This window comes from Amycolatopsis sp. EV170708-02-1, from assembly GCF_022479115.1.
GTDB lineage: Bacteria > Actinomycetota > Actinomycetes > Mycobacteriales > Pseudonocardiaceae > Amycolatopsis.
In genome coordinates this window covers 4,221,514-4,247,415 of the sequence record NZ_CP092497.1, presented here as the reverse complement: position 1 = coordinate 4,247,415, position 25,902 = coordinate 4,221,514, and the positions used below count along the sequence as shown (strand labels likewise).

The following is a 25,902-nucleotide window of genomic DNA, read 5'->3' as shown; positions in this document are numbered from 1 at the left end:
TGCCGGTTCTTTCTATTATGCGTGCGGTTGGTACGCGGCGTTTCATGAGGGTATCCACCACAGTCCGCATCCGAGGGGCGCACGACGGTCTCCCCGATCACCGGACTCTCCTTTAATGGCTACCCGCGAGCAGGCGAAGTCTTCCCACCCCTACCTGGACTCATCCAATCCGCAGTGGAGTTCGACATGATTCGCAAGATGATCATCATCGCGGCTTTCCCCTCCTGGACGCCGGCGTGATCGTAGCCCTGTCCAAGTTCACACAGACGGCACCGGCGAGAGTCGAGATCGCGACCTTCGTTCCAGGACCTACCGGAGATCGGCGATCGGTCGCATGGTGACGATTCCACTGGCAGGTGCGGCGGCCTTCGGCTGGGGAGGCGCCGACTATCTCGGCGGCAGGGCCGCCCGGACGGCGCCGGCGATCACGGTGGTACTGCTGTCGCAGGTCATCTCGGCGCCGATCCTCGCCCTATTTCTCGCGATGACCTCAGCCGGTGGCGCGCGACCACTTGATCTCGTTATCGGTGCGGTCTCCGGAGGCTTCGGCCTGCTCGGAACGGTTCTGCTCTACGGTGCCCTCGCCACCGACGGAGCCGCCACAGTCGCTCCCGTCACCGCGGTGGTCACAGCGCTGGTCCCCCTGATCGCAGGACTCTTCTTGCAGACGGCTCCAGAGCCGCTCGCCCTCATCGGCGCGTTTTCCGCCGTGGTTTCCGTGGCGCTGGTGAGCAAAGTCGTCCGCGGCGACGCGAGTAAGGCTTCGATGCGAACGGTGGCCATCGCGTTCAGCGCGGGAAGCGCGCTCGGCCTGCAGCTGCTCTTGCTCACTTTGCCGGGCCCAGCAGCGGGGCTGTGGCCTCTGGCAGGAGCGCGAGTGTGCTCGATCCTCTGTGCCGCGGTGATCGTGTTGCGCGCGCGAGGTAAAGCGAGCCAAACTGCTCTGCGTATGCCGCTCATCACCCTGGTCGGGATCTTCGATACCGCGGCCTACGTCTTCTACCTCTACGCGACCTCACACGGCCTGCTCAGTGTGGTCGGCCCGATCGTCTCGCTGTCCCCGGTGTCGACCGTCCTCTTGGCCGTGATCATCGATCGAGAGCGGATCGGATCGCTGCATTTACTGGGCCTCGGATTCGCGGCCGCGTCATTGATACTCATCGGGTTGTGACGGCGTCTGCGCTTCGCGTACTCTGCACGGAATTGCATCCGAACGCCGTGTCACCCGCGTCAAGGACCCGACAAGGCGCAAGATCCTCCAGAGCTTCGCCACCTGGCACCACCTCCGGCGCTTGCGCGCGACCGCCGACCGCCAACGCCTGACCCAGGACCAGGTCGTCTACGCCGTCAACTCTCTCTACCGCGGCATTCCCGTGCGGGGAACGGGAATACCGCTGCAGCAGAGATCACCAGTGAAGAACGGGCCGACTCATACGCACTGCGTCGGCGAGAGACTCGAGCACGGCGATGGTATCGGTCAGGTCGAGACAGGCGTCGGTGACGCTGACTCCATAGGGTGCGGGATGGTCGTGACGCCCCTCTACCAGAAAGGATTCCAGCATGATCCCGGCTATTGCTCGTTCACCTCTCGCGATTCGGCCGGCGACGTCGACCACCACACCAGGCTGGCGGCGATGGTCCTTTCCCGAGTTGCCGTGTGACGCGTCGATCAAGACACGTTCCACGCACCCTACGGCACGAAGCTGTCTGACGGCCTCGCCGACGGATGCCGTGTCGTAGTTCGGACCTCCTCTCGCGCCGCGCAACACCAGGTGCGCCGATGCGTTGCCAGGCGCGTTTCGCACCACAACGGCACCGTGGTCGCCCACAGCTGGATGTCGCTGTGGCCTGCTCGCGCACAGGACAGCGGCAGTCGCCATAGACAGGTCGCCGTCGAGGCCGTTCTTGAATCCGATCGGCATCGACGCTGACGAGCCGAGTTCTCGATGCGACTGGCCGGCCACCGTCCTCGCTCCGATCGCGCCGTAGCTGAGGACGTCGCTGACGTAGGGTGCCAGCATTGGCTCGACGAACTCGCCGGCCAGCGGCAGTCCACTGGCCGCGGCTGCGATCAGGAACTCCCGGCCTGTCCGCAGTCCTCCGGCGATGTCTTCGGATCCATCGAGCCCTGGGTCGTGCAGCAACCCCTTCCAGCCGACCGCCGTTCGCGGTTTCTCCAAATAGGCACGCAGAACGATGAGCAGCTGGTCGCTCATCGAACGAGCAGCCTCAGCGAGTCGGCACGCGTAGTCGAGGGCTGCTGCCGGGTCGTGGATCGAGCAGGGGCCGACAACGACCAGCGCACGTCCGTCTCGTCCCGCGAGCACGTCTGCGATCGCCGAACGATGCCGACGGATCTCTTCGGCGACAAGGGCGGATATCGTCAACTCGCCGGACAATTCCGCCGGGCTGGGCAGCAGTTCGTCGGGTGGAACGGTGCTCATTTACTTTTCCTCCGGGATTTGCTTCGGGAAATCCCGACCCCGGCGAGGCAAAGCACACCGCCGAGCACGGCGAATGCCACGGGGACCTCGTCAAGAACCAGCCACGACAGCACGATCACGATCGCCGGAACCGCGTAGGTGGTAACACCGAGCTTTCCTGCCGGTGTCCGAGACAGGGCGTAAGCCCAGGTATAGAAGGCCAGCGCTGTGGGCAGCAGCCCCAGGTAGACAACCGACCACGTGGCCGACGCCGGTGCGCTCGCTATGTCGTGGAGGAGTTGCCCGGTGAACGGCAGGCATGCGACCGCACCCACCGCGCAACCGAAAGTTGTGGCTTGTAGTGCGGTGGCGTGGTTCAGTGCCGGTTTCTGAGACACGACACCCACGGCGTATCCACCAGCAGCGAGCAAACAGAGCGCGACGCCGCCTGCTGTGGACGTTCCGTGCTGTGAGGCGAGCCCGACGATCGCCGCGCCGATGAATGCCACGACGAGACCGGTCACGAGACGGCCGGGCAATCTTTCCTTCAACACGACGCCGGCCAGGATCGCGGCGAGGACGGGGCCGATCCCCACCACGAGTGACGCCGTTCCAGCGTCAGTGTGACGTTCGCCCCAATTCAAGGCGACCATGTACAGGCCGAACCAGAAGACTCCGGCACCGGCAATCCCGGGCCAGGCCCTTCGTGACGGGAGTTTCACACCTTTGCAGGTCGCTATCGTCCCCAGAGCGAGAGCGCCCACGACCAGTCTCCCGAGGGCGAGTGCTCCAGGCTCGTAGTGGGTGCCGGCGAAGCGGATGGCGACGAAGGCCGATGCCCAGAGGAGCATCGTCACTGCGATCGCCGCGACGGTCTTGACGTCGAGTTTGACGTCGGTCCTAGTGCTCATCAGCCGGCTGCCAGCGTCCTGAGCGCACGGCGATCCAGCTTGCCGACCGGGGTGCGGGGAAGTGATTCGACGATGATGATGTCCTCCGGCATCTCGTACCAGCTCAGTTCTTCTCGTGCCAGCGCCGCGAGCTCCGCGATCACCCGGCTGGGCTCGGCGCTGCCAGCCAGTTCGATGTGCGCCCGGAGCGAGGTGACACCGGTCTCGCGCCGCACAGAACACACGCCCGCCGCATGGACGGCGGAGTGACCCACCAAGAGGTCTTCGATCTCGGCAGGATGCACGTTTTGTCCCCCGACGATTTCGATGTCGTCCAGCCGCCCGTGCAGTCGCACGAAGCCGTCGCGATCGACAGTTGCCGCATCGCCCGTCGCGTACCAGTCGTCCGGCATCCTCAGCGGTGTATCGGACGCGCGCGCGACCCCTGGCGCGATCGTCGGACCACGTACTTCCAGGGCCCCTTCAGCTCCGGGAGCAACCTCCTCGCCCAGTTTGTCGACCACCCGCATGCGGTACGGGGGCAGGATGCGGCCTATCGTGGTTTCTCGATGAGCAGTCGGGGTGTTGGCGATCAACGCGTGTCCGACTTCGGTGGTGCCGAAGATGTTGAGGAGCCGGTCGCCCAGGGTCTTGCGCAGCGCGACCTCGACGCTGACGGGCAGCGGTTCACCCGCGACCAAGGCCAGTCGCAAGGTATCCAGTGTCGCCACGGATGAGTGCTGGAGCAGCCTGGCGTAGAAACTGGGCTGCCCGTAGAACACCGAAACCTGGTGGCGATCGATGAGGTTCAGCGCCACGGATTCGGTCAAGCGCTCCTGGCTCAGCACTGTCGAGCTGCCGTGAAGCAACGGGAAGAGCAGGGAATTGCCGAACCCGTAGGCGAAGTACATGCGCGACGCCGACAGCGTGGTGTCCGCGGGCTTCAAGCCGATCACCTGACCGATGGCTTGATCGTAGACCGCCGGGTCACCGTGGGTGTGGTAACAGAGCCGTGGGGTTCCGGTCGTACCGGAGGTGAAAAAAGCAAAGGCGACTGAGCCCGCGTCGGTGGCGACATGGTCGGCCAACGGCCTGGCCGCACCGAGTTGTCCTGGGGTTACCGCCCTGACGTGCTCGAGGCCGGGCGTTCCTCGTTCTGCGATCGTCACGTGAGGAAGGGCGATCTCGGCGGCCCGCCGGACGGCGGTCTCGTGCATGAACGTGTTCACAGGGATCGCCACTGCCCCGAGCTGAATCGTTCCGAGGACGGCCTGGACGAATTCGACGCTGTCGGGAAGCGCCAGCAGGACGCGGTCGCCCGCGGTCACACCGCGGGCGGCGAGACCGCCCGCGAAGCAGGCCGAACCCGAATACAGCTCGGCGTAGGACACTGCGGCATCGTCCGCCTGGTAAGCCAATCGATCAGACCAGCCGTTGTCCCGAGCGAGTGCGGCGAGGTGGCCGGCCAGGTTCACGGCACTATCCCCTCGATCTCGACGAGCAAGTCAGGCCGACAGATGTCGACATTCAGGTAGACCACTCGGGCGTCGGGCGCGAAGACCTCTTCGCACCGGGAGCGCACCAGCGGCAGGTCGGCGGCATGGCGAACGTAAACCTTGATCAGATCAAGATCACGAAGGGCGTAACCGCCGACTGCCTGCACCTGACGCAGGTTTTCGGCACTGATCAATGCCATGATGTTGTCCAGGGTGACCTCAAGCTGACCGGCGATGTCACCCTGACAGACAGTCTCATCACCGATGATGCTTGCCGTGCCCGAAATGTACAATGTTCCGTCAGCAAGGGTCGCTCGTGCGAAGCTTGGCGCTTTCGGGCCGTAGCGCTCCGGATAATGATAAGCTGGGGTCTGCCGGGGATTCTCCAGATGGTGCACGTTTGCATCAGCGCGTCCTGCAAGGAAATACAGGTACACGCCTCGCCCTCGAGTGCCGATCCCGGTGGCAGCCGGGATCCGACCGATCCGGCCGGTCCATAAAGCAAATGCTTCGGCCCGCCCCACGCAGAAGTCTCGATAGATCTCCGTGCCGTCGGCGTTGCTGTCGATGATCCCGCCTACCAGGTTCCACATGCGCAGGATGTTCGGATAGCCGAGCCGGGTGGCAAGCTCAAAGGCCGAATCATAGGCTATCCGGGCCGCATCCCTGTAGATGTCTCGTTCAGCCACCTGTACAGCGCAGAACAAGTGACGACCGTCTGCGGCATAGGCCAATCCGCCATCCCGGCCCGCCATCACCGGCCCGACAGCGGTGAAGATCTCCTGGAACCCCGGTTCGGCCCCTGCGATCATCGGAACACCTAACGCCGGCACACCGTCGAGTATCTCTGGCGCAAATCCGTTCGCACCAAAGATGACCCTTCCCAGAAGACTTCTTTCCGTGGGCATTTCAATCGAATGTTCGAGCATGAGCCCCGATCGCACCTTCCCCGACAAAGCGAGCAAGTCAACAATTTGAGACATGAGGAATCCCCGTCATGAAATAACACAGGCGTCACCCTCGACGCAATCAATCGTGCGGAGCCGACAGGCTATCGGCAAATCATTCGGTAAGTCAACCGCCGACGCTACAACCTTTCAAGCCACCCATTTGGACGCTTGAAATTCTTTAAATTGTCAGCTGGGCAGAGCCTCTGCGATTCGTGAGGGATACTTCCAGATTCCTGCCAGCAGTGCAATGTACTGATCGAAGCTGAATGTTTCTGTGCTATGGCGCCGCCCAGTCGCGCTCAACGCGACTCTGTCAACTGAGGGGGTGTTCAGCACACTTTTTATTTCAAGCCGACAGATCCACCACTCGGCTGACACAAGAATTTTCCGCACAGAGCTCCTCAGCCCACAACATTCGCCGCGGCCGACGCGACCAGTTCGCACGCTGTTCCCGAACGGACATCAGCGGGATAAACCTCCGAATTGATTGACATTCCTACCCGTAACCACCCTCGACTCAATCAACCAGAATTGGTCACTTGTCCGTAGACCACAACTCCAGGGAAGTCGCAGCGAAAATTGTCTCGATTCGGCTGCCATAATGCGTCCCGGACCAGTACACCCACCGTGTCCTAAACGAACAACTCGTCGCGGTAGATGCTGTGCCGTACGGCCTGGGCCGCGTCGGCGAGAGTGGGGCGCAGTTGATGCCACGCCTCGCCCCGGTTCCCGGCGAGCGTGAGTGCGGCGACCACCGCCCCCGCCTGGTTGGTGATCGCGGCGGACATCGATGAACGGCCTGTGATCTCCTGATGTACCGAGATCCGTGTGCTCCGCACGGGATCAGGGTCGGTGCCTGGGCCGTCGAACGCGCGGTAGAGGAGGGTCGCCGAGGAGGCACCGGCGCGGAGCCTGCTTCCTTCGTGCACATCGGACTGGCCACCGCCGGCCTGCGCGAGACTGACGACCAGCGCTTCGTCCTGATCGAACACGCTCAGGTAGGCCGTCCGCCCGGTCAGCGCCGCCAGCTCTCTGATGTGCCGTGAGGTGTAACGCTGGATCCGGCGCACGCACGGGGCGGAACTGCCGATCGCCCAGACCCGGGTGGCGAGCCGGTAGCGGCCGTCGGCCTGCTGTTCGAGGCCACCCCATTCGGTGAGTTCACGGACCATGCGCCACGCCGTGGCGACCGGCAGCCCGGTACGTTCGGCGATCTGCGTGATCTGCAGCGGCCCGGATGCCCGCTCCACGGCGTCCAGTACCGACAACACGCGCGCCGCGACACTTCGAGGAGCCATGGTCCGCTCCTTCCCTGTCCCGGCGCGGAAGTTAACACGAAACAAGGCACGCCGGCCTCCGTCCCAATCCGTGAGCGGTTTCCGGAGAGTGAAAACGGGACCGGTGTTCCGCCTGCCCGAACACACAGACTCGGGATCGTGCTAAGACAAATGCTTCTTCTCACCAGTGCCGCCGCGATGCTCGTCGCCTGCGGCACCGGCAGTGCCGAGAACGGCACGGCTGCCACTCTCACCGCGGGGCTCTCCGCACCTGTCGGCTGCCTCGATCCGCACCAGACGCCACAGACTCCGAACCTGCAGGTGTCCCGCCAGCTGGTGGATTCCCTCACCGACCAGGATCCGGCGACCGGCAAGATCGTGCCTTGGCTGGCGAAATCCTGGACGGTCGAGGCGCAGGCCACGAAATTCGTCTTCACCTTGAGGGAGGGGGTGACTTTCAGCGACGGCACACCACTGGACGCCGCCGCCGTCGTCGCCAACTTCGACGATGTGGCCGCCCTCGGCGCGCGCTCCCCGCTCGGCGCCACCTACCTCGCCGGATACGCGGGCGCCACCGCGTCCGGACCGCACACCGTCGAAGTGCGGTTCTCCGCCCCGAGTGCCCAGTTCCTGCAAGCAACGTCGATGGTCACGCTCGGTCTCCTCTCACCCGGTGCGCTGGCGCAGACACCGGAGAAGCGGTGCGCCGGCACGCTCACCGGCTCCGGTCCGTTCTTGCTCGACCGGGTGGCGCTCAACGAAGAGGTCCGGCTGACCGCTCGAAAGGACTACGCCTGGGCGAGTGACCTGTCCGCGCACAAGGGCTCGCCCCGGGTCGGGACGTTGGCCTTCGCCATCGTCACCGACCCGAGCGCACGGCACGGCAGTCTCGTCTCCGGCCAGCTCGACGCCGATCTGCAGGTGCTCCAGCAGGACGAACCGTCCTTCGGCGGAGGAGGGGCACGGCTGCTGTCCAGCACGCGGCCCGGAGTCGTGTACACGTTGCTTCCCAACGAATCCCGCCCCGCGCTGAGCGATCCCGCCGTGCGCCGCGCGGTCGGCGCGGCGCTGGACAGGGCGGCGTTCAAACCGCTGCTGTCCGCGGGCGAAGGCCCAGCGACCGACGTCCTCGCCAGGACCACGCCCGGTTACGCGGACCGGTCGGCGGATCTCGCATCCGACAGGCAAGGGGCGTTCCGGCTGCTCGATGCGGCGGGCTGGCGGCCAGGCGCCGACGGAGTACGGGCCAAGAGCGGCGAGCGCTTGTCCTTCACCTTGGTGTACTCGACCACCGAACGGTACGGCGCGCTCTACCAGCTGATCGCCCGGCAGTTGTCCGAGGCCGGAATCGAGCTGCGTCCCACCCCACTGGACGACGCCGCCAACAGCGCGCGTCAAAGCTCGGGCGATTACGACTTCGTGTCGTGGGCGGTGACCCGCGGCGACCCGACGGTACTCGCGAGCCTGTACCCGGTGAAGAGCGCGAACCCGTTGCGCCGCAGCACACCCGACGAGGTGGACGCCGCGATCGCGCGGGTCGCCACCCTCCTCGATCCCGTCGAGCGGGCACGCGCCGTGGACACCGCGGCGAAGGCGATCCTCACCGCCGGGCACGGCATCCCGCTCTTCGAGCAGTCCTCCTCCATCGGCGTCGCGTCCCGGGTGTCCGGTGTGCGGCTGGACGCGTCGGGCCGTCCGATCTTCCAGGAAGCAGAGGTGACGCCATGAGCTGGCATGACTTCGGTGACGGCCGGGCGGTGGACGCCGCGACGTTCGTCACGGCCGCGCGGACCCTGCTCGACGCCGCGGTCGCCGCCGCGGGTGGCGGCACGGAAACCCGGACCGACTTCGTCTCGGGCCTCGCCGCGTGCCTGTCCACCACGGGTCCCTACGCGACTCTCCGGCTGGACGCCGGGCCGGCCGGTCAGGAGGTGCGGGCGGAAGTGGCGGCGAACGCCGACGCGGTCTCCGCTCTGGTCCTGGATCTCGTCCGGGACGCTCCGCCCGCCGGCCGCCCCGGCCCGGCCGACATCCACAGTAGCTGCGTCGGCTACTCCTGGATCCCGCCCGTGGTCCGCAGGCTCATCGCCGGACCGGAACTGCATCCCGCGCGCAACCTGTACAACGAGTGGCTCTGGCAGCTCGTGCTGCTGCGGGACGCGCTGATCCCGTTCACCAACGCGGCCGAGATACCGGTGCTGGCCGATGCCGACGGGCTGACCCGGCTGCGGGAAGCTCGCGACTGGTTCGCGGTGCAGGTCATGACCCGTCGCATCCCGCACGAGGCGATCGTGCGGTTCGCCGCCGAAGTCGTCGCCGGTGAACGGGCCGACGGCGCGTACGGGTTCCAGCACGGTGGCGCGGTGGTGCTGCCTCCGGTCGCCTTGGACGGCCCGCTGCTCGGACCGGCGTATCTGCTGACGCGTCGCGAGATCACGCTGGTGCCCGAGGAGGTCTCGTTCTTCGTGCCAGGCGAAGACCAGCGCGCCACCACCCTGTCCACACCGGCGAAGGCGGCCGAAGACATCGACGTGGTCGCCCTGTCCGACAGGCTCGTTCCCGGCGCTCCCGGGCCTGGCCGGACGCGCACGCTCACACTGGCCGTGGGTTTCGACGGTCACGAGTGGACGGCGGACCTCGGACAGGCGCTGCGCGGACACCGGTACGCCGCCCGGCCGGGCGGTACTCCACAGGAGTCCACACCGGACAGCGCGACCTGGTCCGGATGCGCGGTGCTACGGGAGGACGGCGCGGTCACGGTGCCCGACGGCGGGCTCATCCCGACCGGTGGCCAGCGGGCGCTCGCGCTGGCGCTGCTCGGGAAGCTGCGGCCGGGGAACGTCGTTCTCTATACCGGCCAGGAGGTCGGTGGACCGGCCGTACTCCTCGATGTCCGGGGATGACCGTGCGCCGGTTCATCCTGAAGCGGGCATGGCAGGCCACCGTCGTGGTGCTGGCGGCCTACACCCTGACCTTCGCGGCCTTCTACCTGCTACCCGCCGATCCGGTGCGAATCATGATCGGTCCGGAGAACGTGGTGGACGAGGCCCGTGTGGCCGCGCTGCGCGCCGAGTACGGCCTGGACCGGCCCGCGGTCGTGCGGTACTTCGACGGGCTTCTGGACGCTCTACGCGGCGACTTCGGCACGTCCTTCCAGACAGGACACGGCGTCGGCGCGACGATCGCCGAAGCGGCACCCCGGACGCTGGCGCTGGCGGGTGCCGCGTTACTGGTGGCCGTCCCGCTGGGATTCCTGCTCGCCTGGGCGGCCGCGCACACCGGCAGGCCGTGGCTTCGCCGTCTGCTCGGCGGTGTGCCGGGCCTGTCGCTGTCGGTGCCGACGTTCTGGCTCGGCCTGATGTTGCTGCAGATCTTCTCGTTCGGACTGCGGCTGTTCCCGGCCCGCGGCGACGGGCTCGAGGCCTTGGTCCTGCCCGCGGTGACACTGGCTGTGCCGTCGTCGGCGTTCGTGGCTCAAGTCCTGTCGGCGCGGCTGCTGCCGGAAATGCGCCAGGCCTATGTGAACACGGCGCGGGCCAAGGGTGCGTCGCGGGCCAGGGTGGTGACGGCGCACGCGCTGCGCAACGCGGCGATGCCCGCGCTGACGATGGTGTCGCTGCTGGTCGGCTGGCTGCTGTCCGGATCGGTTGTGGTGGAGACGGTGTTCGCCCGCAACGGGCTCGGCAGGCTGGTCGAATCGGCGGTGACGGCACGGGATCTGCCGGTACTGCAAGGACTCGTCGTGGTCACCACGACGCTCGTCACCCTGCTCGCCCTGGCCGTCGACCTGCTGCATCCGGTGGTGGACGTCCGGGAGCGGTTATGGTGAGCCCGCTGCGCAGGCCGGGGACGCTGATATCCGCCGCCGTCCTGGTGGTGGCCGTGACCGCGGCGCTGGCACCGGGTCTGTTCACCGCCGCGGACCCCCTCGCCGACGACCTCGCCGAACGGTTGCGGCCACCCGGCGCGGGACATCCGTTCGGCACCGACGAACTCGGACGAGATCTGCTGGCGCGTGTGGCACACGGGTCGGCGGCGTCCCTGTCCGCGGCCGTGGTGGCGGTGGGCATCGCGGTGCTGGCGGGCTCGGTGCTCGGCCTGGTGGCGGGCACCGCCCGGGGCGTGCTGGACGACATGGTCATGCGGGCGGTGGAGGTACTGCTCGCGGTGCCGTCGTTCCTGCTCGTGCTGATCGTGGTCGCGGTACTCGGCCCGGGTACCGGCCCGGTGGCGATCGCCGTGGGTGTCTCCGCCACCGCGGTGTTCGCCAGGATCACCCGGGCCGAGGTCATCCGGGTCCGCGGCGCCGGCTACGTGGAAGCGGCCGCGGTGTCCGGCACCGGACGACGGGCGACCCTGGTGACGCACGTGCTGCCCAACGCGGCGGGTCCGGTCGCCGCGCTGGCGGCACTCGAACTGGGTAACGCGATCCTCACCGTCGCCGCGGTCGGCTTTCTGGGATTCGGCGCTCCGCCGCCGGATCCGGAGTGGGGCTCCCTGATCGCCGCCGGCCGCCAGTTCCTCGCCTCCGCGTGGTGGCTCACCACGCTTCCCGGCCTCGTCATCGTGGCCGTGGTCCTCGCGGTCAACCACCTGGGCCACACCTTGAGATCGGAGAACCGATGACCCTGCTGACGGTCCGCGGCCTCACCGTCCACTATGGACGCTCGCCCGCCGTCGCCGACGCCCACCTGTCCATCCACTCCGGACAGGTCGTGGCGGTGGTCGGCGAGTCCGGGTCAGGCAAGTCGACGCTGGCTCAGGCCCTCGTCGGTCTCCTGCCACCAGCCGCGCATGTGCGCGGCGAGATCACGTTCGACGGAGCGCGGGTCGACCGGCTCACGGACCGGCGGTGGCGACGGCTGCGCGGGCGACGGATCGCCTACGTGCCGCAAGACCCGGGGACCGCGTTGAACCCGCTGATGACCATCCGTGCGCAGGTGGCGGAAGCCTTGCGGCTCAACGGGAACTCGGCCGCCCCTGCCACGGTGCTGGCGCGTGCCGGCATTCCCGACCCGGACCGGGTACTCGCCTGCCACCCGCATCAACTGTCCGGCGGGTACCGGCAGCGCGTGCTGCTGGGCATGGCGCTCGCCGGTCGCCCGGCGCTGGTGATCGCCGACGAGCCGACATCCGCGCTCGACACGACCGTGCAGAAGGCGGTCCTGGACCTGATCCGGTCGATGGCGGCTGACGGGACGAGTGTCCTGCTGATCACCCACGACCTCGGTGTCGCCGCGGACCGGGCCGACCGGGTGGCCGTCATGTCCGGTGGCCGGATCGTCGAGGAGGGCCCGGCCACCCAGGTGTTCGGCAACCCACAGGACGCCTACACCCGGCTGCTGATCGACTCGGTGCCCCGGCCGCTGGCGTCGGCCAGACCTGTCACCGAACCGCTGCTGGAAGCCTGCGAGCTGCGCAAAACCTATGGCGAGACGGTCGCTGTCGATGGTGTGTCCTTCGCCCTGGGCGAAGCAGGCGCGCTCGGCCTCGTGGGCGAATCCGGCTCGGGCAAGTCCACGATCGCGCGGATGGTCACCGGCCTTGCCGAGCCCACGGCCGGCCGTGTCCTGGTCGCGGGCGATCCGCCCGCTCTCGGGAACGGCAGGGTGCAGTTCGTGGCGCAGAACCCGTACAGTTCGCTCGATCCGCTGTGGAGCGTCGGGCGGATCATCGCGGAACCGTTGCGGGCACGAGGAATGGGCCGCGCCCAGCGCAGAAGCCGGGTGCTCGGGCTGCTCACCGACGTCGCCCTGCCCGAGTCGTACGCCACGCGACGACCGGGCACCTTGTCCGGTGGGCAGCGGCAACGGGTGGCGATCGCCCGTGCGCTCGCCCCCAGACCGGACCTGATCGTGCTCGACGAGCCTGTCTCCGCCTTGGACGTCGTGACGCAGGCGCAGATCCTGTCGTTGCTCCGGCGACTCCGGGACCTCCACGGGCTGGCGTATCTGCTCATCTCGCACGATCTGGCGGTGGTCGCGTCGGCCGCGGACCACCTCGTGGTGCTGAGGAACGGACGGCTGGTCGAAACGGGACCGACCGGCGACGTGTTGTCCTCGCCCGCCGCGCCGTTCACCCGGGAGCTACTCGACGCCGTCCCGGGTGGATTGTCCGGTGCGGTGACGCCGGGTTGATCGCTCGATCGCGTCGGCCACCTCGTCCGGGTGCGCGGCGAAGACCGCGTGCCCGGCGTCCATGGTCACTTGGTCGAACGCGGTCCCCGGAGCAAGGCCGTCGGCGTCACGGATCATCACGTCCTGGAGTTCGACCGGCAATGCGCGGTCGGCGGCGGTGCGCAGATAGGTCCTCGGGACGCTCCCCCACCGCCGCTCGGTCGCCCCCGTCGCGGTGGTGAGGAAGGACAGCGGCTGGTCCGGGCTGAGCGTGGCGGCCAGCGCACGGAAATCCACATCGTCCACATCGGAGAAGTACGCGGCGCGCAACTCGTTCCGGTACGCGGAGTCGGTGCTCCGGGGATCGATGCGCACCGCGCCGATCGCTGCCGGGTCGCCGAGGTAGAGGCCTCCGCCCAGCGCGGTCTTCGCCTCCGGTAAGGCCAGATAGGCGGCCGGCGGGCCGAGGCGCGTCGGGACGAACGCCGCCAGATAGACCAGATGCGCCACCAGGTCCGGAGCCGACTCGGCCACGCGGGTGGCGACGGTGCCGCCCATGCTGTGCGCGACCAGCACCGCCGGCCGGGCACACCGGCGTAAGACGGCCACGACATCGGCCGCCACGTCGTCCAACGTGAGATCCGCCAGCGGCGAACGCTCCGTGCGCAAGGCCTCGGTGTCCCTGGCCAGATAACTCGCCGGGATGCGGGCCCTGGTCCCGTGGCCACGCAGGTCCACGGCCAGCACACGGTGGCCGCGGACGGTCAGCGCGGCCGCCAAAGCCGCGAAATGCCCGGCACCGTGCCAGGCGCCGTGAATCAGCACCACGTCGCTCATGCCGCCCACCTCTCCATGAGGATCCCCGCCAGTTCGGCGGGCCGCTCCTCCGGAACGTAGTGGCCGCATTCTTCCACCCAGCACGACGACACGTCCCGCGCCGCGGCCTCGACGGTGTCCAGCCAGCCGAGTCCGACACCGTACCGCGCACCCACGACGAGGGTCGGCGCCGTGACCGGACCGGCCACGCACAACCCGCGGTTGTCCTCGATGTCGTCCGGCAGCGCGCGGTAGTACCCCATCGTCGCGCGCACCGCTCCCGGCGCGGCCAGCGCGCGGGCGTACACGTCGAGGTCCGCCTCCCTGATCGCGTCGGAGACGTACAGCCCGATCGAGTCACGGCGGAACATGAACTCGAGATAGCCGCGTTCGCGCCCGGACAACAGGAATTCGGGCAGGTCGGGCACCATGTTGAAGCCGAAATGCCACGATCCACCGGTGAGCGGGTTCGCCGCGGCCAGACTGTCTCCCAGGCCGGGGATCCCCGCTTCCACGAAGGTCAGGCTCGCCACCGACTCCCGATGCAGCGCCGCGAGCGGATACGCGACCTGGCCACCCACGTCGTGCCCGACGACGTGGTACCGCGAAAAGCCCAGGACGAGCATCAGCCGATGCAGCACCTCCGCCACGGAACGCTTGTCGTAGCCGCCGGTCATCCGCGAACTGGCACCGAAACCGGGCAAGTCCGGAACCACGACGGTGTATCGCGTGGCCAGCAACGGGACCACCTGCCGCCACGCGTACCCGGTCTGCGGCCATCCGTGCAACAGCAGGACCGCGGGCCCGTCACCCACGACCGCGCAGTCGATCACACATCCCGGAACCCTGAGTCGTGCCATGGGACGACCTTGCCGGAACCTCACCCACGGCGGCCGGCTCGGTTTCCATTCACCGGAAACGATGCGTAGGGATCGGCGGCGGACGTTCCTAGGGTCGGACGGAACCAAAGCCCCGCGAGGAGACCGCATGCTCGATGAGATGACGTTGCTGAGCTTCACGCATTTCGTCCAGGGACCCGCCGCCGCGCAGTACCTCGCGGATCTCGGCGCCGACGTGGTGACCGTCGAACCGCCCGGCGGTGCGTGGGAGCGCAGGGTCGGCAGCGGCGGTATCCGCCTCGCCGGGCGCAGTGTCACGTTCCTTTCGGTGAACCGGAACAAGCGCTCGATCGCCGTCGATCTCAAGCACCCGGACGCGGCGGCCGTGCTCCGCCCGCTGATCGAGCGGGCGGACGTACTGCTGGAGAACTACCGGGACGGCGCGCTGGACCGGCTCGGCCTCGGGTACGAAGCGGTCCGGGCGATCAAACCGGACATCATCTACGCCTCCGCGAGCGGCTGGGGCTCGCGGGGCCCGATGGCCGGGCGGCCCGGCGTCGACCTGCTGGTGCAGGCGCGGACCGGACTCGTCGGCGTCACCGGCGACCGGCCGACCGCCGCCGGAACCCCGGTCGTGGACCAGCACGGAGCCGCGTTGCTCGCGATGGGGGTGCTGGCCGCCTACGCCCGCAAACTCACCACCGGCAAGGGCACCCGCGTCGAGTCGAGCCTGCTCGGCGCCGGCCTCGACCTGCAGGCCGAATCACTCGCGCTGTACTTCTCCGGCCATCGCGGACCCGAAGACCTGCGGCGTCCGGCCGAGCTGGCGTGCTGGTCGATCGACGCGCCATACGGCGTCTACCGGTTGAAGGACGCCTCGATCGTGATCGCGGTGCACGGGGCGATGGACGACCTCGGCGACGCGCTCGGCTCGCCCGTGCTCACCGGTTACGACCAGCAGGCCCGCCGTTCCGAACGCGACGAGTACACCTCGGCGGTAGCGGGCGTGCTCGCCGGAATGACCTACGCCGACGTCGCGGAACGACTGGGCCCCAAGGGTTTCTGGTTCGAGCGGGTCGCGGGCTACGACGACGTGCGCACCGATCCTCAAGTGGCGGCCGAGGGCCTGCTCGGGGAATTCGATGTGGACGGTGAGCGGGCCACGGTCCTGCGGCATCCGGTCCGGTACGACGGCGAGCTTCCCGGCATCCGCACCGCCCCCGCCGGGCTCGGCGAGCACACCGCGGAGGTTTTGGCGGCCGCCGGGTTCTCCGCCGGCGACATCGACGGCTTGCGGGCCGCGGGCGTGGTGTTCGGCGGGGAGGACTGATGCGCGCGCTCGTCTGCACCCGTCTCGGCGAGCTCGAACTGCTCGACCTGCCGTCACCGCGTCCCGGACCGGGTGAGGTCGTGGTCGAGGTGAGCCATATCGGGCTGAACTTCCACGACACGCTCATCGTGGCGGGCAGACACGTGGTGCGGCCCGAACCCCCGTTCTCTCCCGGCAGCGAGTACGCGGGCACCGTGGTGGCCGTGGGTGCGGGTGTGCGGTCGGTGGGAGTCGGCGACCGGGTCACCGGGAACGAGGAATACGGATGCGCGCGCGAGACCGTAGTCGTCCGAGCCGACCGCGTCACCGTTCTGCCGGACCACGTCCCCGACCGTCAGGCGGCGGCGATCCTGGTGGCCTACTCGACGGCGTACCACGCCCTCGTCCAGCGGGCGGGGTTACGAGCGGGTGAGACCCTCGCCGTACTCGGGGCGGCGGGCGGTGTCGGCTCCGCCGCTGTCGATGTCGGGAACCTCTTAGGCGCGAGGGTGATCGCCGGAGCGTCCACTGTGGACCGCGCGAACTCGGCCCGCGGGTACGGCGCGCACGAGGCGTTCTCCTACGGTGACACCGACGCCAAGACGGCGATCAAGGACTTGACCGGCGGTGGCGCGGATGTGGTCTTCGACCCGGTTGGCGGCGCGGTGGGCGAGGCGGCAGTACGTGCCGTGGCCTGGGAGGGCCGGTATCTCGTGGTCGGTTTCGCGTCCGGCGACATCCCGCGACTCGGCCTGAACATCCCCCTCGTCAAGGGCTCGTCGGTGGTGGGTGTGTTCTTCGGGGAGTTCGTCCGGCGGGCCCGCGAAGCCCACGAGGCGAACCTGCGCGTGATCTTCGAATGGGCGGGCGCGGGCAGGTTGCGTCACCGTGTGCACGACATTCTGCCGCTCGCTGAGGGACGGCGCGCGCTCGATGACCTCGCGGCGGGCAAGGTCGAAGGCAAACTGCTGCTGCGCGTGACGGCATGACCCGGACCGGGCTCGCACTCGCCGCACTGATCACCGGGACGCTGCTGGCACCGTTGAACTCGTCGATGGTCGCGGTCGCACTGACCCCGATCGGACGGGAGTTCGGCCTCCCGCTGGGCACGGCGACCTGGGTGGTCACCGTGTTCTACCTGACCGCGTGCGTCTGCCAGCCGGTGCTCGGCCGGGTCGCGGACCGGATCGGCCCGCGCCGGCTGTTCACCGCCGGGCTCACGGTGGCGGCGGTCGCCTCGGCCGCGGCCGCCACCGCCGGATCGGTACCGGCGCTCATCCTGTGCCGTGGTCTCCAAGCCGCCGGTGTGGCCGCCGCGTTCCCGTGCGCGGTTCTCGTCATCCGCCGCGGCACCGGGGAACTCGGGACCGCGCGGCTCGCGGCCGTCGCCACCGCGAACACCACCGCGGGCGCGGTCGGCCCGGTACTGGGCGGGCTGCTCACCGCCTGGGCCGGATGGCAGGCCGTCTTCTGGGTGAACCTGCCGCTGATGCTCGGGGCGCTGCTGCTGGCGTGGCGAGCCATCGGGCCGGACGAGCCGCGGCCGCGGACCGGCGGGGCGATCCGCGCGCTGGACCCGGCGGGGGTGCTGCTGTTCGCGGCGGCCGTGGTCGGCCTGCTGGATCTGATGCTCGGCTTCTCGTGGCCCGCCGCGGCACTGTTCGCCGTCGCGACGACCGGGTTCCTGTGGTGGGAGCGGCGCGCGGCGACGCCGTTCGTCGACGTCCGAGCACTGGCCGCCACACCTGGGCTAGTGGCAGTACTCGCCACGTTCCTGCTGTTCAACCTGGCCTATTACGGCGCGTTCTACGGTCTACCGCCCTGGCTCCAGACCACGCTCGGGTATGACGCCGCGCAAGCCGGACTGCTGGTCATGCCGATCGCCGCGACCAGCGTGGTGGCGACCGTGCTCGGCGGACCGGTGACGCGAAGGCTCGGCGTCGGCCGGGCCCTGCTGTTCGCCGGCGCCCTGCTGCCGGTCGGGGTGTCCGCGCTCGCGACGTTCGGCCCGTCGACCCCGGCGTGGCTGATCGTGCTCGACGGGATCGTGCTCGGGATCCCGTACGGGCTGTGCAACCTCGGCCTGCAACGCCTCATGTACGAGCGGGCTCCGGAGCAGATGTCCGGGGTGGTCGCCGGGCTCTTCCAGTCGACCCGTTACGTCGGCGCCATCCTCGCCGTCGGCGTGGTCGGGGCGACCGCTCCCCGCTCCCCCGGTTCCCCGCCGGACCTTCGCGTGCTCGCCATCGCGATGACCGCCGTCGCCGCCCTCATGCTCTGTTCTCTCCGCTTGGTTGACGGGTCTCGTTCCAAACCCGGCTTGCTGCCTCGGGTCCTCTAACTCCTCGCGCCCTTCTGTGTCTCGTTCAGGAGAGGCGATACCTCATGTACTTGGAGTTTCTTTGCCGCGCGTGGTTGGGGAATTGAAGTCTTGCCTTCTGGGCACCGCGGCCTGGACGGGATGCCAGTGCTCGTCGGCGACGAGCTGCTGTTCGAAGTTGGTCCCGGGCTGCCGCGCCCGCCGATCGGGGTGTACCGATGGTGTCGAGCGCTGCTGACCGGCGCCCCGTAGTTGGGCGGCCTGTGCTCGCTTTGTTTGTGACTGGACGGGTTTCATTGCCGCCCCGATTCCTTGATCGGCGCAGTGCCAGGTTGTGCTTGGAGACCCACGCGAAGTGCTCCCACAGCGGATGGCTCGGGACCTCCTCGGCGAACTCGTGGGCCAGCCGGGTCTCAGTCTCGGCCGGTGCCGGCGCGGGACGGTGCCGACGATCGCATGTTCGTTGGCGTGGATCCAGAACTGCGCCCAGCACAGCCGCTGGAGCGGGTGGCCAGTGGCCACACGGCGAGATGGTCGCCGCCACCGCAGCAGCGTGAAAAGCTGGTGACGACCAGCTGGGCGGTGCCCTCGCGACTGAGATTGCCGAGCTCGTTCTCGTCGCTCATGGTCGTGAATTCTGCTGGCACTGCCGCCTGCCGAGCCCAATCACGTGAACGGCGCCTCGTGGAGATGTGCAGCGAGCGGCGGGAGCGGGGCATGATCGGCTGGGTTCAACAGAGAGAATGCCCTGGCCAGCAACGATGGTCAGGGCATTCCTTGGTCGCGGGCTTGAGTTACAGCTCGTCGAACTCGCCGTCCTTTACGCCTAGGATGAACGCGGCCCATTCGGCGGGGTCGAACGCGAGGATCGGGCTGGCGGCACCGAGTTTGGTGTCGCGGACCCCGATCACGCCGGGAACGGACCCGACCGCGACGCAGCCGTTTTCCTTGCTGTAGGAGGATTTGTGCCAATTGGTCGCGTCGGCGAGGGCGGCGACGGCGTCCTCGTTGTTCATGGTGCTCACAGTTCCTTTGCTAGCTGACGGAACAGCGCCGGTGTCTTCTCCGGCTCGCTGGCCTTGACTCGGAGTTCGGCCAAGGCGTTGCGGTAGGCCCTGATCTTCGTCAACTCCTCGTAGTAGTAGGGCTCGACCAGTGTCTCCACGTATACGCAGCCGGGGTAGTCCTCGAGTTCCGGCGGCGCGGACAGGATCGTGAATGTTCCTTCGACACCAGTGTGCGCGCCGATCGATGTGGGCAGCACCTGCAATTTGATCCCGGGACGCGCGGCGAGGACGGCGAGGTGTTCCAGTTGCTCGCGCATAACCTCGACTCCACCGACGAGCCAGTCCAGTGCAGGTTGGGCGATCACCCGCCAGACGAGCGGGCGTTCGCCTTCTTCGAAGACCATGCGCTGGCGTGCCATGCGCAGTTCCACGCGGCTGGCGACCTCGTCGTCGGGCAGTTCTGTGTCGTTGCCGCGGATGATCGCCTCAGCGTAGGCGCGGGTTTGCAGCAGGCCGGGGATGACGTGGGCGTCCCAGCTCTCCAGCTGGCTGGCGGAGGATTCCATGCCGAGGAACAGGCCGAAGTCAGCGGGAACTTCGTGCTGGTCGAAGCCGATGAACCAGTCCTTGCCCTTGCGGGCGCGCTCTCGTAGGCCCTGGAATTTCTCGTTCTGCCCGGCGACCCCGTAGAGCGCGAGCAAGCTCCTTAGCTCCAGGGGTTTCGGGAGCGAGCGGCCGTTCTCGATGTGCGCGATCGCCGAGACGCTGCCCTGGATCTCGGAGGCCGCGGCCTCGCGGCTGATCCCGGCGGCTTCGCGCAGGCGCCGCATCGCGACGGCGAACCACCATCTCAGCGCGGTCGGGCTGTTCGTGGCCACGCACTGCTCCTCTTCTGCCTGGTAGCGCCCTTGCGGTCGTCGAATTTTCGCACGCGCGAGCGCACCCGATCGGAGTATCTGTTTTGACGATCGTCAGATGTACTGTCGTCATCATGACCTATGTCACTCAGATTGCGAACACGGTACCTGGGCGGTGCGTACCCGTCTCAGGGTGGTGCTCCGGCGATCTCAACGCCGTCGAGCGCCATCCCGGGGCGATCCGACCGGCAGCGGCCCCGGCGCTGACCCCCGACCAGTCCGGGGCCGCTGCCACCTCCAGCGAAGGAGTATCCGCGCGATGACCATGCCCCTGACCGTGCCGAGGAGGTCCCTGTCCGGCCTCGCTACCGCCCTCGCGCAGGTGACCCGCCGCATGGACCACCGCGCGGACCTGATCGCCGAGCTGGTGACCGCCCAGCTGGTGACCGCGTGCTTCGTGCCCGGCATCGAGCACCAGGCCGCCGCCGCGATCGTGCGCACTGGCATGCCGACCGTGGAGCACCAGCGCCGCACGCTCCAGTGGCGCATCGACGAGCACCTGTTCCTCGACACCCCAGCCCGGACAGGCGTGCGGGTCCTGGCCTGCTGGGACGACCGCGCGCACCGCGTCCGGATGCACGTCGCCGAAGTCGGCGAACCGGGCCTGTGGGATCGCATCGTCGCCCACTTCACGAGGTGGGAGATGACCGGACGTCCCGTCCCGGCCACCTCCAGGACGAACGGCTCGGGATCGTGACCGTCGCGGCCGCTGACCCGATGGCCACGTCGGCGGGCATCGCGCCCGCTCCGCCGCGCGCGGCCGCTGTGGTCCGCGCCTTCACCACCGTCCCGCCTGGCGGCTACCGGCATCCCGTGCTGGAGGCCGCGGCGGCGCTGGCCGCCGAGCACCGGTTGCGCGCCGGCGCTCACCGGATTCGTCAGCGATGCCCAGGCTGACGATCCGATGGTGGCCGCCGCCGCGCGGGCGGCGCGTTCCCGCGATGCCGCCTGTGCGGCACTGATCGACCGAGTCGACCGGTGGGCCGCCACCGAACTCGCCGAAGGCCGCGCGGGGGTGCTGCACACCGAGTCGCTCGGGCAGCTTATCGATCGGATGGTGGCGGTCTGGATGCGCGGACAGCTCCTGGCCGACGCCCACCTCGATGCAAGGGACCCGCAAGTGCGGATCGCTTCGGCGCAGCTCGGCGAACTGGGCCGCGCCTACGACGACCTGGTCACGGATCTCCGTCTGGGGCGGCGCCGTCTTCCGACGCTGCAGACACCGACCGGCCCCGCCGGAATGGCGTGAGCCGGTGGAGGGGACAGATATCCGGCCGGTGGAGGGGCTGGTTGTGGCGGCGGACAGTCCGGCCGACCGCGCCGCCGACGCCATCAACGACCTGACCCGGCATCTGCCGGAGCCCGGCGAGCCGAACGCCTGCCCGACGTGCGTGGGCCGGCTCTGGCCGCGTGTGAGTACTTCGATGACGCGGCCTACCGCGTGCACACCGCCCCGGTGCGGGTCGGCGACGTCGTCCCGCTGGATCTGCACCCCTCTTGTGGCCACCACCCGCTTCGCCGGACCCGCGGGCGTGGCCGTCCGATTACAGATGAGGAAACCGATCGTGGATGAAGTCCTGAACTCCACCTTGCGGACAGCGGTCTACGGCCGCCTCGACTACCTCGACACGATCGTGGACAAGGCCGACAACGAGTCCAAGTCGGCACTGGCCGACACCGTCATCAGCCAGATGACCGGGGCGTGGCGGGAACTGCTGGAGGCGCACGAACCCGACGGCCGCGGCCGCTGCCGCGCCTGCTCGTCGTGGCGGCTGCTCGGCCGAGCGGGCTGTTCGGTCTGGCGGACCGCGCACCGCCACCTGATCACCGACGCCGCCGAATACCCCGCCGCGACCGGCAAAGCCACGGGGCGGCACCACTTCCGGTCAGCGACGCCGACCTCGTCCTGACATTCCACTACCGCGGGTCTTTCCCGAACGGCCCCGCTGGTTCACCCTGGCGCGGCCATCAGCCGTCCAGCGGGGGTGTGCAAGGAACAACGGAGTGCGGCGAAGGCCGTGTGAGGCAAGGAAGGGAGGGCAGGCATGGAGACCGTGAACGACCAGCCCGATGCGGATCAGCCGACGGATGCGCCGGTGTTGCTGGTCAGCCTCGGTGAGGCGTCGGCGGTGACCTTGGGGCAGGGCAAGGGCAGCTCGGAGGACAAGCGACGGGCCTACAACTAGGCCACCGATCCGGTGTCCAGCCCGCCCTGGGTGCTGGGCACCGGATCACCACCACGGTCAGGGAAGGAGGAAGCCATGCGCTGGTTCGGCGGGTTCTCCTCGCCGTCGGCGCCGCCACGCAGACCGATCGGCGGCGCGCGGCTGTGGCCCACGATGCCCGGGTGCTGGACGGTCGGGACGTGGCCCGGCAACGAGGTGCGCACCACCTGGTCCGGCACGCGGTTCGTCGCCGTGGTCGGCACCTGCGGCATCGCGGCCGCCGAACTGGCCCAGCTGGGCACCGGCGGGGTTCCCGATGACGTGGCCTGGCGCTGGCCGGGCAGCTACACGACCGTCGAGGTCACCCGCGCGGCCACCCGGATCTGGACCGACCTCGGCGGAGCCTGGCCGATCTACACCACCCCTGCCGACGGCGGGGTCTACTGGGCCTCCAGCTCCCGCGCCCTCGCCGGGCTCACCGGCGCGGGGCCGGATCTGGACCGGCTCGCCGGTTGGCTGCTCGCCCCGTCGGTTCCGGTACTGCTTGCCGAACGATCCGCGTTCGAGGACATCGCCCTCGTCCCGCCGGGACACCGGCTGACCATCGACGGCGACAACAGCCGAGTCAACCGCGTGTGGCAGCCCCGGCCACGGGCAGGCTCGCCACCCCGGCGGTTGCGTAACGAGCTGGCGGCGGCCGTGGCCGAACGTCTGGCCACCGCGACCATGCTGACCAGCGATTTGTCCGGCGGGTTCGACTCCACTGCTCTGGCGCTGCTGGCGGCCGAGCAGGCCGGGCCCGGCCGGATCGTGACCGGGGTGACCGTGCACCCGGCCGGATGCAACTCGGGTCGGGACCTGGACTACGCGTGGCTGGCCGCGCAGCGGCCCGGCCTCGCGCACCGGCTGATGCCCCTGACCGGCGAACACGCCCCCTACGCCGCGCTGGACGAGGTCCCGGTAACCGACGAGCCCGCACCGTCGACGATCGCGCACGCCCGGTTCGCCGGGCAGCTCCGCTGGATCCGCGACACCCTCGGGACCGACTGCCACTTCACCGGCGACGGCGGCGACAGCCTGCTGTGCACGCCGCCGATCATGCTCGCCGACCTTGTCTCCACAGGCCACCACCGCCGCGCCGTCACCGAAACCATGCGGTGGGCACGGTTGCGACGGCTGCCCACCTGGCCGTTGCTGACCACGGCGATCCGGACCGCCCGCACCAGCCGCGTCGACACCCTGACAACCTTGGCGAACGACCTGCGGGCAGACACCGCCCCGATGACCCGGTCTGACGGGGACATCGGCTGGTACACAACGGAACCCGTGCCCCTGTGGGCGACCCAAGCGGCGCGCAGCCGAGCCGCCGCCCTCGCCCACGGCGCGGCCGCCCGGCTCGCTGACCTCCCGGGTGGGACGTTCGCCACCACCGTCACCGCCGAGAACATGGCCGAGGTCGGCCGGTCCGCCCGCGCCGACATCCAGCTCGCCGAACACGCCGGCGTGCTGCTGGCGAACCCGTTCACCGACTCCCGCGTGATCGACGCCTACCTATCGGTGCAGCTGAACGCCATGCCTGGCCCGGCCGACTACAAACCCGTGCTGGGCGCCGCACTCTCCGACCTGTTCCCGGCGAAGCTGGCCGCGCGCTCCACGAAAGGCGACTTCAATCCTGACCACTACGGCGGGATGCGCGCCAACCTGCCCGCGCTGCACGCTCTCGCCGACGGACGGCTCGCCGCGCTCGGGCTGGTCGACCCGGCGGCGCTCCGCCGCACGCTGACCATGACCGCCGCTGGGTTGCCGGTCGCGTTTTCCACTGTCGAGCCCGCGATCGCCGCCGAGGTGTGGCTGCGCGCGCTCGCCGACGCACCCCGCGGGGCGTGGTCGGCCATCGGTACCCGAGCGGGCGCCGCATGAACCACCCGTACCTCACCGCGGCGGCACATGTCCGGGCCGTAGACGTCGGACCCGCCACGGTGATCGTGAACTACCGCGGCGACCATGCCGAGACCCTGATCGGCCCCGCCGCCCGGTGGTGGGCCGAACTTGCCGTCACCGGCGACGCGGAGAAGACGGCCGCGCTGGACACGGCATCGGCGCAGACACTGCGCGAGCAACTCCTCGCCGCCGGGCTGCTCAAGCCGACGGCGCGACCCAAACCGTGGCCCACGCCGACAGTCGGACCGGAATGGGTACCAAGTTGGGGCACCCACGAACTCACCGCCGGACGACCCGAGCCCGTGCCCGTACCGCTCACCACGACGGTGTTCGCCGGTGTGGCGCTGGCCATCGTGCTCGCCACACTGACCGCCGGTCATCGCCGCCGGCGCCTGGCTCGGCTGACCCGGCTGCTGAACCGGGTTTCCCACCGAGCAAAGCGCCCAGCCACCATCGAGCACGCGCGCCGGGCCGTTCACGCCGTCCGCCGGGCCGGGCTGCTTGCGCCGGGCCGGGTCGCCTGCCTGGAGGAGTCGGCGGCTGTGCTGGTGCTGCTGGCCGCCTCGCGCCAACGGGTGATGTGGTGCCACGGCGCGGCGGCCGATCCCGTGCGGCTGCACGCGTGGGTGGAGACTGACGACCGACAGCCGGTAGCCGAACCGCCGTCCACAGCGCGGTTCGCGGTGCTCAACACCATCCCGGCCCGTGACGATGGAGGCGAGAGCGATTAGCGAGCACACCGAACCGATCGTGTGGATCCGCGGAGAGCGGGCCCGGCTCGGCCCGTTCACCGAAGACCTCGTCGACCAATACTGGCAGTGGGAACAAGACCCCGGCACCCTCGTCGGCTACGGCCGCCAGACCCCCGACTCGCTCAAAAACCGGCGCGAAGGCTTCCAACACCAAGCCCGCGGCACCGACGACCAGCTCCGGTTCACCGTCTACGACATCACCACCACCCCGGCGACCCCGGTCGGCACGACCGCAGTACTGATCGACCACCACGTCCGCACCGGCGAGTTCGTCATTCAGCTCGGCCCCGACCACCGCGGCAAGGGCCTGGGCACCGACGCGACCCGGCTCACGCTGGACTACGCCTTCCACATCACCGCGCTGCGCTGCGTCTACTTGTCAGTGCTCTCCCCGAACAAGAGCGCCATCGCCGCTTATGCACGCGCCGGGTTCCGGGTCGTCGGCGAGAAGCGCAACTCCGGCTACTGGCTCGGCCAGCCTGCGAGCGAAACGCTGATGGACGCAGTGCCGGAGGACTTCAGCGGGCCGTCCGCCGTGCAGCAACTTGTTGAGGGCCTCTGATAACGGTGGGCTGAGTCGGTGCGCCGGGCCTTGACGCCACCATCCCGCCCTCAACCATCGTCGCCCGCCGAGCGGGATTCAGCTGCCCGTCCTGAGCAGCACCGTGGCGTGAAAGACGAGGC

At 69.0% G+C, this 25,902-nt stretch carries 27 protein-coding genes; 17 read left to right on the top strand and 10 right to left on the bottom strand.

Annotated features, from left to right (window positions below):
- Positions 1–334 precede the first annotated feature (334 nt).
- Complete coding sequence (locus MJQ72_RS19825; protein WP_240600853.1) at positions 335–1,171, top strand: DMT family transporter; 837 nt, start codon at positions 335–337, stop codon at positions 1,169–1,171.
- Positions 1,172–1,406: 235 nt separating this feature from the next.
- Here MJQ72_RS19825 and MJQ72_RS19820 read toward each other — a convergent pair whose 3' ends face one another.
- The 5 genes from MJQ72_RS19820 to MJQ72_RS19800 form a co-directional block, all read right to left on the bottom strand.
- Positions 1,407–2,444 (bottom strand): 3-deoxy-7-phosphoheptulonate synthase, encoded by a 1,038-nt coding sequence (locus MJQ72_RS19820; RefSeq protein WP_240600852.1) that lies wholly within the window; start codon positions 2,442–2,444, stop codon positions 1,407–1,409.
- Positions 2,441–3,334: a DMT family transporter gene (locus MJQ72_RS19815; protein WP_240600851.1), complete on the bottom strand. Its 894-nt coding sequence runs from the start codon at positions 3,332–3,334 to the stop codon at positions 2,441–2,443. The genes MJQ72_RS19820 and MJQ72_RS19815 overlap by 4 nt, the downstream gene beginning before the upstream one ends.
- On the bottom strand, positions 3,334–4,788 hold the full coding sequence (locus MJQ72_RS19810; protein WP_240600850.1) for a class I adenylate-forming enzyme family protein: 1,455 nt from the start codon (positions 4,786–4,788) through the stop codon (positions 3,334–3,336). Before MJQ72_RS19810 ends, MJQ72_RS19815 begins: the two co-directional genes overlap by 1 nt.
- The gene (locus MJQ72_RS19805) at positions 4,785–5,738 is read right to left on the bottom strand and encodes an FkbO/Hyg5 family chorismatase (RefSeq protein WP_240600849.1); all 954 of its coding nucleotides are present in this window, start codon (positions 5,736–5,738) and stop codon (positions 4,785–4,787) included. Before MJQ72_RS19805 ends, MJQ72_RS19810 begins: the two co-directional genes overlap by 4 nt.
- A gap of 653 nt (positions 5,739–6,391) precedes the next feature.
- Positions 6,392–7,057 carry a helix-turn-helix domain-containing protein gene (locus MJQ72_RS19800; protein ID WP_240600848.1) on the bottom strand — a complete coding sequence of 222 codons (666 nt, stop codon included), beginning with the start codon at positions 7,055–7,057 and terminating at the stop codon, positions 6,392–6,394.
- Positions 7,058–7,207: 150 nt separating this feature from the next.
- Here MJQ72_RS19800 and MJQ72_RS19795 point away from each other — a divergent pair, with 150 nt between their 5' ends.
- From MJQ72_RS19795 to MJQ72_RS19775, 5 genes are read left to right on the top strand one after another with little or no spacing between them, the layout of a single operon-like run.
- The gene (locus tag MJQ72_RS19795) at positions 7,208–8,764 is read left to right on the top strand and encodes an ABC transporter substrate-binding protein (RefSeq protein ID WP_240600847.1); all 1,557 of its coding nucleotides are present in this window, start codon (positions 7,208–7,210) and stop codon (positions 8,762–8,764) included.
- Positions 8,761–9,939 carry a hypothetical protein gene (locus MJQ72_RS19790; protein WP_240600846.1) on the top strand — a complete coding sequence of 393 codons (1,179 nt, stop codon included), beginning with the start codon at positions 8,761–8,763 and terminating at the stop codon, positions 9,937–9,939. The genes MJQ72_RS19795 and MJQ72_RS19790 overlap by 4 nt, the downstream gene beginning before the upstream one ends.
- 2 nt (positions 9,940–9,941) lie before the next feature.
- Positions 9,942–10,865, top strand: a complete 924-nt coding sequence (locus MJQ72_RS19785) for an ABC transporter permease (RefSeq protein WP_240600845.1) — start codon at positions 9,942–9,944, stop codon at positions 10,863–10,865.
- Positions 10,859–11,662 carry an ABC transporter permease gene (locus tag MJQ72_RS19780; protein WP_240600844.1) on the top strand — a complete coding sequence of 268 codons (804 nt, stop codon included), beginning with the start codon at positions 10,859–10,861 and terminating at the stop codon, positions 11,660–11,662. Before MJQ72_RS19785 ends, MJQ72_RS19780 begins: the two co-directional genes overlap by 7 nt.
- Positions 11,659–13,173 carry an ABC transporter ATP-binding protein gene (locus MJQ72_RS19775; protein WP_240600843.1) on the top strand — a complete coding sequence of 505 codons (1,515 nt, stop codon included), beginning with the start codon at positions 11,659–11,661 and terminating at the stop codon, positions 13,171–13,173. Before MJQ72_RS19780 ends, MJQ72_RS19775 begins: the two co-directional genes overlap by 4 nt.
- Here the strand turns inward: MJQ72_RS19775 and MJQ72_RS19770 are convergent.
- On the bottom strand, positions 13,123–13,989 hold the full coding sequence (locus tag MJQ72_RS19770) for an alpha/beta fold hydrolase (RefSeq protein WP_240600842.1): 867 nt from the start codon (positions 13,987–13,989) through the stop codon (positions 13,123–13,125). The two genes, MJQ72_RS19775 and MJQ72_RS19770, sit on opposite strands and share 51 nt — an antisense overlap.
- Complete coding sequence (locus tag MJQ72_RS19765) at positions 13,986–14,828, bottom strand: alpha/beta fold hydrolase (protein WP_240600841.1); 843 nt, start codon at positions 14,826–14,828, stop codon at positions 13,986–13,988. Before MJQ72_RS19765 ends, MJQ72_RS19770 begins: the two co-directional genes overlap by 4 nt.
- A gap of 127 nt (positions 14,829–14,955) precedes the next feature.
- On the opposite strand from MJQ72_RS19765, the gene MJQ72_RS19760 reads away from it, so the two are divergent.
- The 3 genes from MJQ72_RS19760 to MJQ72_RS19750 are packed head-to-tail and all read left to right on the top strand — an operon-like array spanning position 14,956 to position 18,457.
- Positions 14,956–16,137: a CaiB/BaiF CoA-transferase family protein gene (locus tag MJQ72_RS19760; protein WP_240600840.1), complete on the top strand. Its 1,182-nt coding sequence runs from the start codon at positions 14,956–14,958 to the stop codon at positions 16,135–16,137.
- Positions 16,137–17,105 carry an NADPH:quinone oxidoreductase family protein gene (locus MJQ72_RS19755; protein WP_240600839.1) on the top strand — a complete coding sequence of 323 codons (969 nt, stop codon included), beginning with the start codon at positions 16,137–16,139 and terminating at the stop codon, positions 17,103–17,105. The genes MJQ72_RS19760 and MJQ72_RS19755 overlap by 1 nt, the downstream gene beginning before the upstream one ends.
- Positions 17,102–18,457, top strand: a complete 1,356-nt coding sequence (locus MJQ72_RS19750) for an MFS transporter (RefSeq protein WP_240600838.1) — start codon at positions 17,102–17,104, stop codon at positions 18,455–18,457. Before MJQ72_RS19755 ends, MJQ72_RS19750 begins: the two co-directional genes overlap by 4 nt.
- 392 nt (positions 18,458–18,849) lie before the next feature.
- On the opposite strand, the gene MJQ72_RS19745 is transcribed toward MJQ72_RS19750, so the two are convergent.
- From MJQ72_RS19745 to MJQ72_RS19735, 3 genes are all read right to left on the bottom strand, one after another.
- Positions 18,850–19,062 carry a hypothetical protein gene (locus tag MJQ72_RS19745; RefSeq protein ID WP_240600837.1) on the bottom strand — a complete coding sequence of 71 codons (213 nt, stop codon included), beginning with the start codon at positions 19,060–19,062 and terminating at the stop codon, positions 18,850–18,852.
- 168 nt (positions 19,063–19,230) lie between these two features.
- The gene (locus tag MJQ72_RS19740; RefSeq protein ID WP_240600836.1) at positions 19,231–19,452 is read right to left on the bottom strand and encodes a DUF397 domain-containing protein; all 222 of its coding nucleotides are present in this window, start codon (positions 19,450–19,452) and stop codon (positions 19,231–19,233) included.
- Between the two features lie 5 nt (positions 19,453–19,457).
- Positions 19,458–20,321 carry a helix-turn-helix transcriptional regulator gene (locus MJQ72_RS19735; protein ID WP_240600835.1) on the bottom strand — a complete coding sequence of 288 codons (864 nt, stop codon included), beginning with the start codon at positions 20,319–20,321 and terminating at the stop codon, positions 19,458–19,460.
- Positions 20,322–20,619: 298 nt separating this feature from the next.
- On the opposite strand from MJQ72_RS19735, the gene MJQ72_RS19730 reads away from it, so the two are divergent.
- The 8 genes from MJQ72_RS19730 to MJQ72_RS19695 all read left to right on the top strand — a co-directional run bounded on the left by MJQ72_RS19730 (position 20,620) and on the right by MJQ72_RS19695 (position 25,780).
- Positions 20,620–21,057, top strand: a complete 438-nt coding sequence (locus tag MJQ72_RS19730) for a hypothetical protein (RefSeq protein WP_240600834.1) — start codon at positions 20,620–20,622, stop codon at positions 21,055–21,057.
- Positions 21,054–21,257, top strand: coding sequence for a hypothetical protein (locus MJQ72_RS19725; protein ID WP_240600833.1), 204 nt, complete (start codon positions 21,054–21,056; stop codon positions 21,255–21,257). The genes MJQ72_RS19730 and MJQ72_RS19725 overlap by 4 nt, the downstream gene beginning before the upstream one ends.
- 7 nt (positions 21,258–21,264) lie before the next feature.
- Entirely contained in the window at positions 21,265–21,609 is a 345-nt protein-coding gene (locus MJQ72_RS19720; protein ID WP_240600832.1) for a DUF4254 domain-containing protein, read from the top strand.
- Positions 21,610–21,925: 316 nt separating this feature from the next.
- The gene (locus MJQ72_RS19715; RefSeq protein WP_240600831.1) at positions 21,926–22,270 is read left to right on the top strand and encodes a hypothetical protein; all 345 of its coding nucleotides are present in this window, start codon (positions 21,926–21,928) and stop codon (positions 22,268–22,270) included.
- A 135-nt stretch (positions 22,271–22,405) separates the two neighbouring features.
- Positions 22,406–22,546, top strand: coding sequence for an albusnodin family lasso peptide (locus tag MJQ72_RS19710; protein ID WP_240600830.1), 141 nt, complete (start codon positions 22,406–22,408; stop codon positions 22,544–22,546).
- A 75-nt stretch (positions 22,547–22,621) separates the two neighbouring features.
- Positions 22,622–24,445 carry an albusnodin/ikarugamycin family macrolactam cyclase gene (locus MJQ72_RS19705; RefSeq protein ID WP_240600829.1) on the top strand — a complete coding sequence of 608 codons (1,824 nt, stop codon included), beginning with the start codon at positions 22,622–22,624 and terminating at the stop codon, positions 24,443–24,445.
- The gene (locus MJQ72_RS19700; protein WP_240600828.1) at positions 24,442–25,197 is read left to right on the top strand and encodes a lasso peptide biosynthesis B2 protein; all 756 of its coding nucleotides are present in this window, start codon (positions 24,442–24,444) and stop codon (positions 25,195–25,197) included. The genes MJQ72_RS19705 and MJQ72_RS19700 overlap by 4 nt, the downstream gene beginning before the upstream one ends.
- Positions 25,198–25,216: 19 nt before the next feature.
- Positions 25,217–25,780: a GNAT family N-acetyltransferase gene (locus MJQ72_RS19695; protein WP_240600827.1), complete on the top strand. Its 564-nt coding sequence runs from the start codon at positions 25,217–25,219 to the stop codon at positions 25,778–25,780.
- Positions 25,781–25,902 lie beyond the last annotated feature (122 nt).

Coding starts and splice junctions, on each gene's coding strand:
- MJQ72_RS19790 (WP_240600846.1), top strand. CDS start 8,761: ATGAGCTGGCATGACTTCGGTGACGGCCGGGCGGTGGACGCCGCGACG.
- MJQ72_RS19700 (WP_240600828.1), top strand. CDS start 24,442: ATGAACCACCCGTACCTCACCGCGGCGGCACATGTCCGGGCCGTAGAC.
- MJQ72_RS19745 (WP_240600837.1), bottom strand. CDS start 19,062: ATGAGCGACGAGAACGAGCTCGGCAATCTCAGTCGCGAGGGCACCGCC.
- MJQ72_RS19795 (WP_240600847.1), top strand. CDS start 7,208: ATGCTTCTTCTCACCAGTGCCGCCGCGATGCTCGTCGCCTGCGGCACC.
- MJQ72_RS19815 (WP_240600851.1), bottom strand. CDS start 3,334: ATGAGCACTAGGACCGACGTCAAACTCGACGTCAAGACCGTCGCGGCG.
- MJQ72_RS19720 (WP_240600832.1), top strand. CDS start 21,265: ATGGTGGCCGCCGCCGCGCGGGCGGCGCGTTCCCGCGATGCCGCCTGT.
- MJQ72_RS19770 (WP_240600842.1), bottom strand. CDS start 13,989: ATGAGCGACGTGGTGCTGATTCACGGCGCCTGGCACGGTGCCGGGCAT.
- MJQ72_RS19780 (WP_240600844.1), top strand. CDS start 10,859: ATGGTGAGCCCGCTGCGCAGGCCGGGGACGCTGATATCCGCCGCCGTC.
- MJQ72_RS19800 (WP_240600848.1), bottom strand. CDS start 7,057: ATGGCTCCTCGAAGTGTCGCGGCGCGCGTGTTGTCGGTACTGGACGCC.
- MJQ72_RS19775 (WP_240600843.1), top strand. CDS start 11,659: ATGACCCTGCTGACGGTCCGCGGCCTCACCGTCCACTATGGACGCTCG.
- MJQ72_RS19820 (WP_240600852.1), bottom strand. CDS start 2,444: ATGAGCACCGTTCCACCCGACGAACTGCTGCCCAGCCCGGCGGAATTG.
- MJQ72_RS19765 (WP_240600841.1), bottom strand. CDS start 14,828: ATGGCACGACTCAGGGTTCCGGGATGTGTGATCGACTGCGCGGTCGTG.
- MJQ72_RS19705 (WP_240600829.1), top strand. CDS start 22,622: ATGCGCTGGTTCGGCGGGTTCTCCTCGCCGTCGGCGCCGCCACGCAGA.
- MJQ72_RS19825 (WP_240600853.1), top strand. CDS start 335: ATGGTGACGATTCCACTGGCAGGTGCGGCGGCCTTCGGCTGGGGAGGC.
- MJQ72_RS19710 (WP_240600830.1), top strand. CDS start 22,406: ATGGAGACCGTGAACGACCAGCCCGATGCGGATCAGCCGACGGATGCG.
- MJQ72_RS19730 (WP_240600834.1), top strand. CDS start 20,620: ATGACCATGCCCCTGACCGTGCCGAGGAGGTCCCTGTCCGGCCTCGCT.
- MJQ72_RS19760 (WP_240600840.1), top strand. CDS start 14,956: ATGCTCGATGAGATGACGTTGCTGAGCTTCACGCATTTCGTCCAGGGA.
- MJQ72_RS19750 (WP_240600838.1), top strand. CDS start 17,102: ATGACCCGGACCGGGCTCGCACTCGCCGCACTGATCACCGGGACGCTG.
- MJQ72_RS19755 (WP_240600839.1), top strand. CDS start 16,137: ATGCGCGCGCTCGTCTGCACCCGTCTCGGCGAGCTCGAACTGCTCGAC.
- MJQ72_RS19740 (WP_240600836.1), bottom strand. CDS start 19,452: ATGAACAACGAGGACGCCGTCGCCGCCCTCGCCGACGCGACCAATTGG.
- MJQ72_RS19805 (WP_240600849.1), bottom strand. CDS start 5,738: ATGCTCGAACATTCGATTGAAATGCCCACGGAAAGAAGTCTTCTGGGA.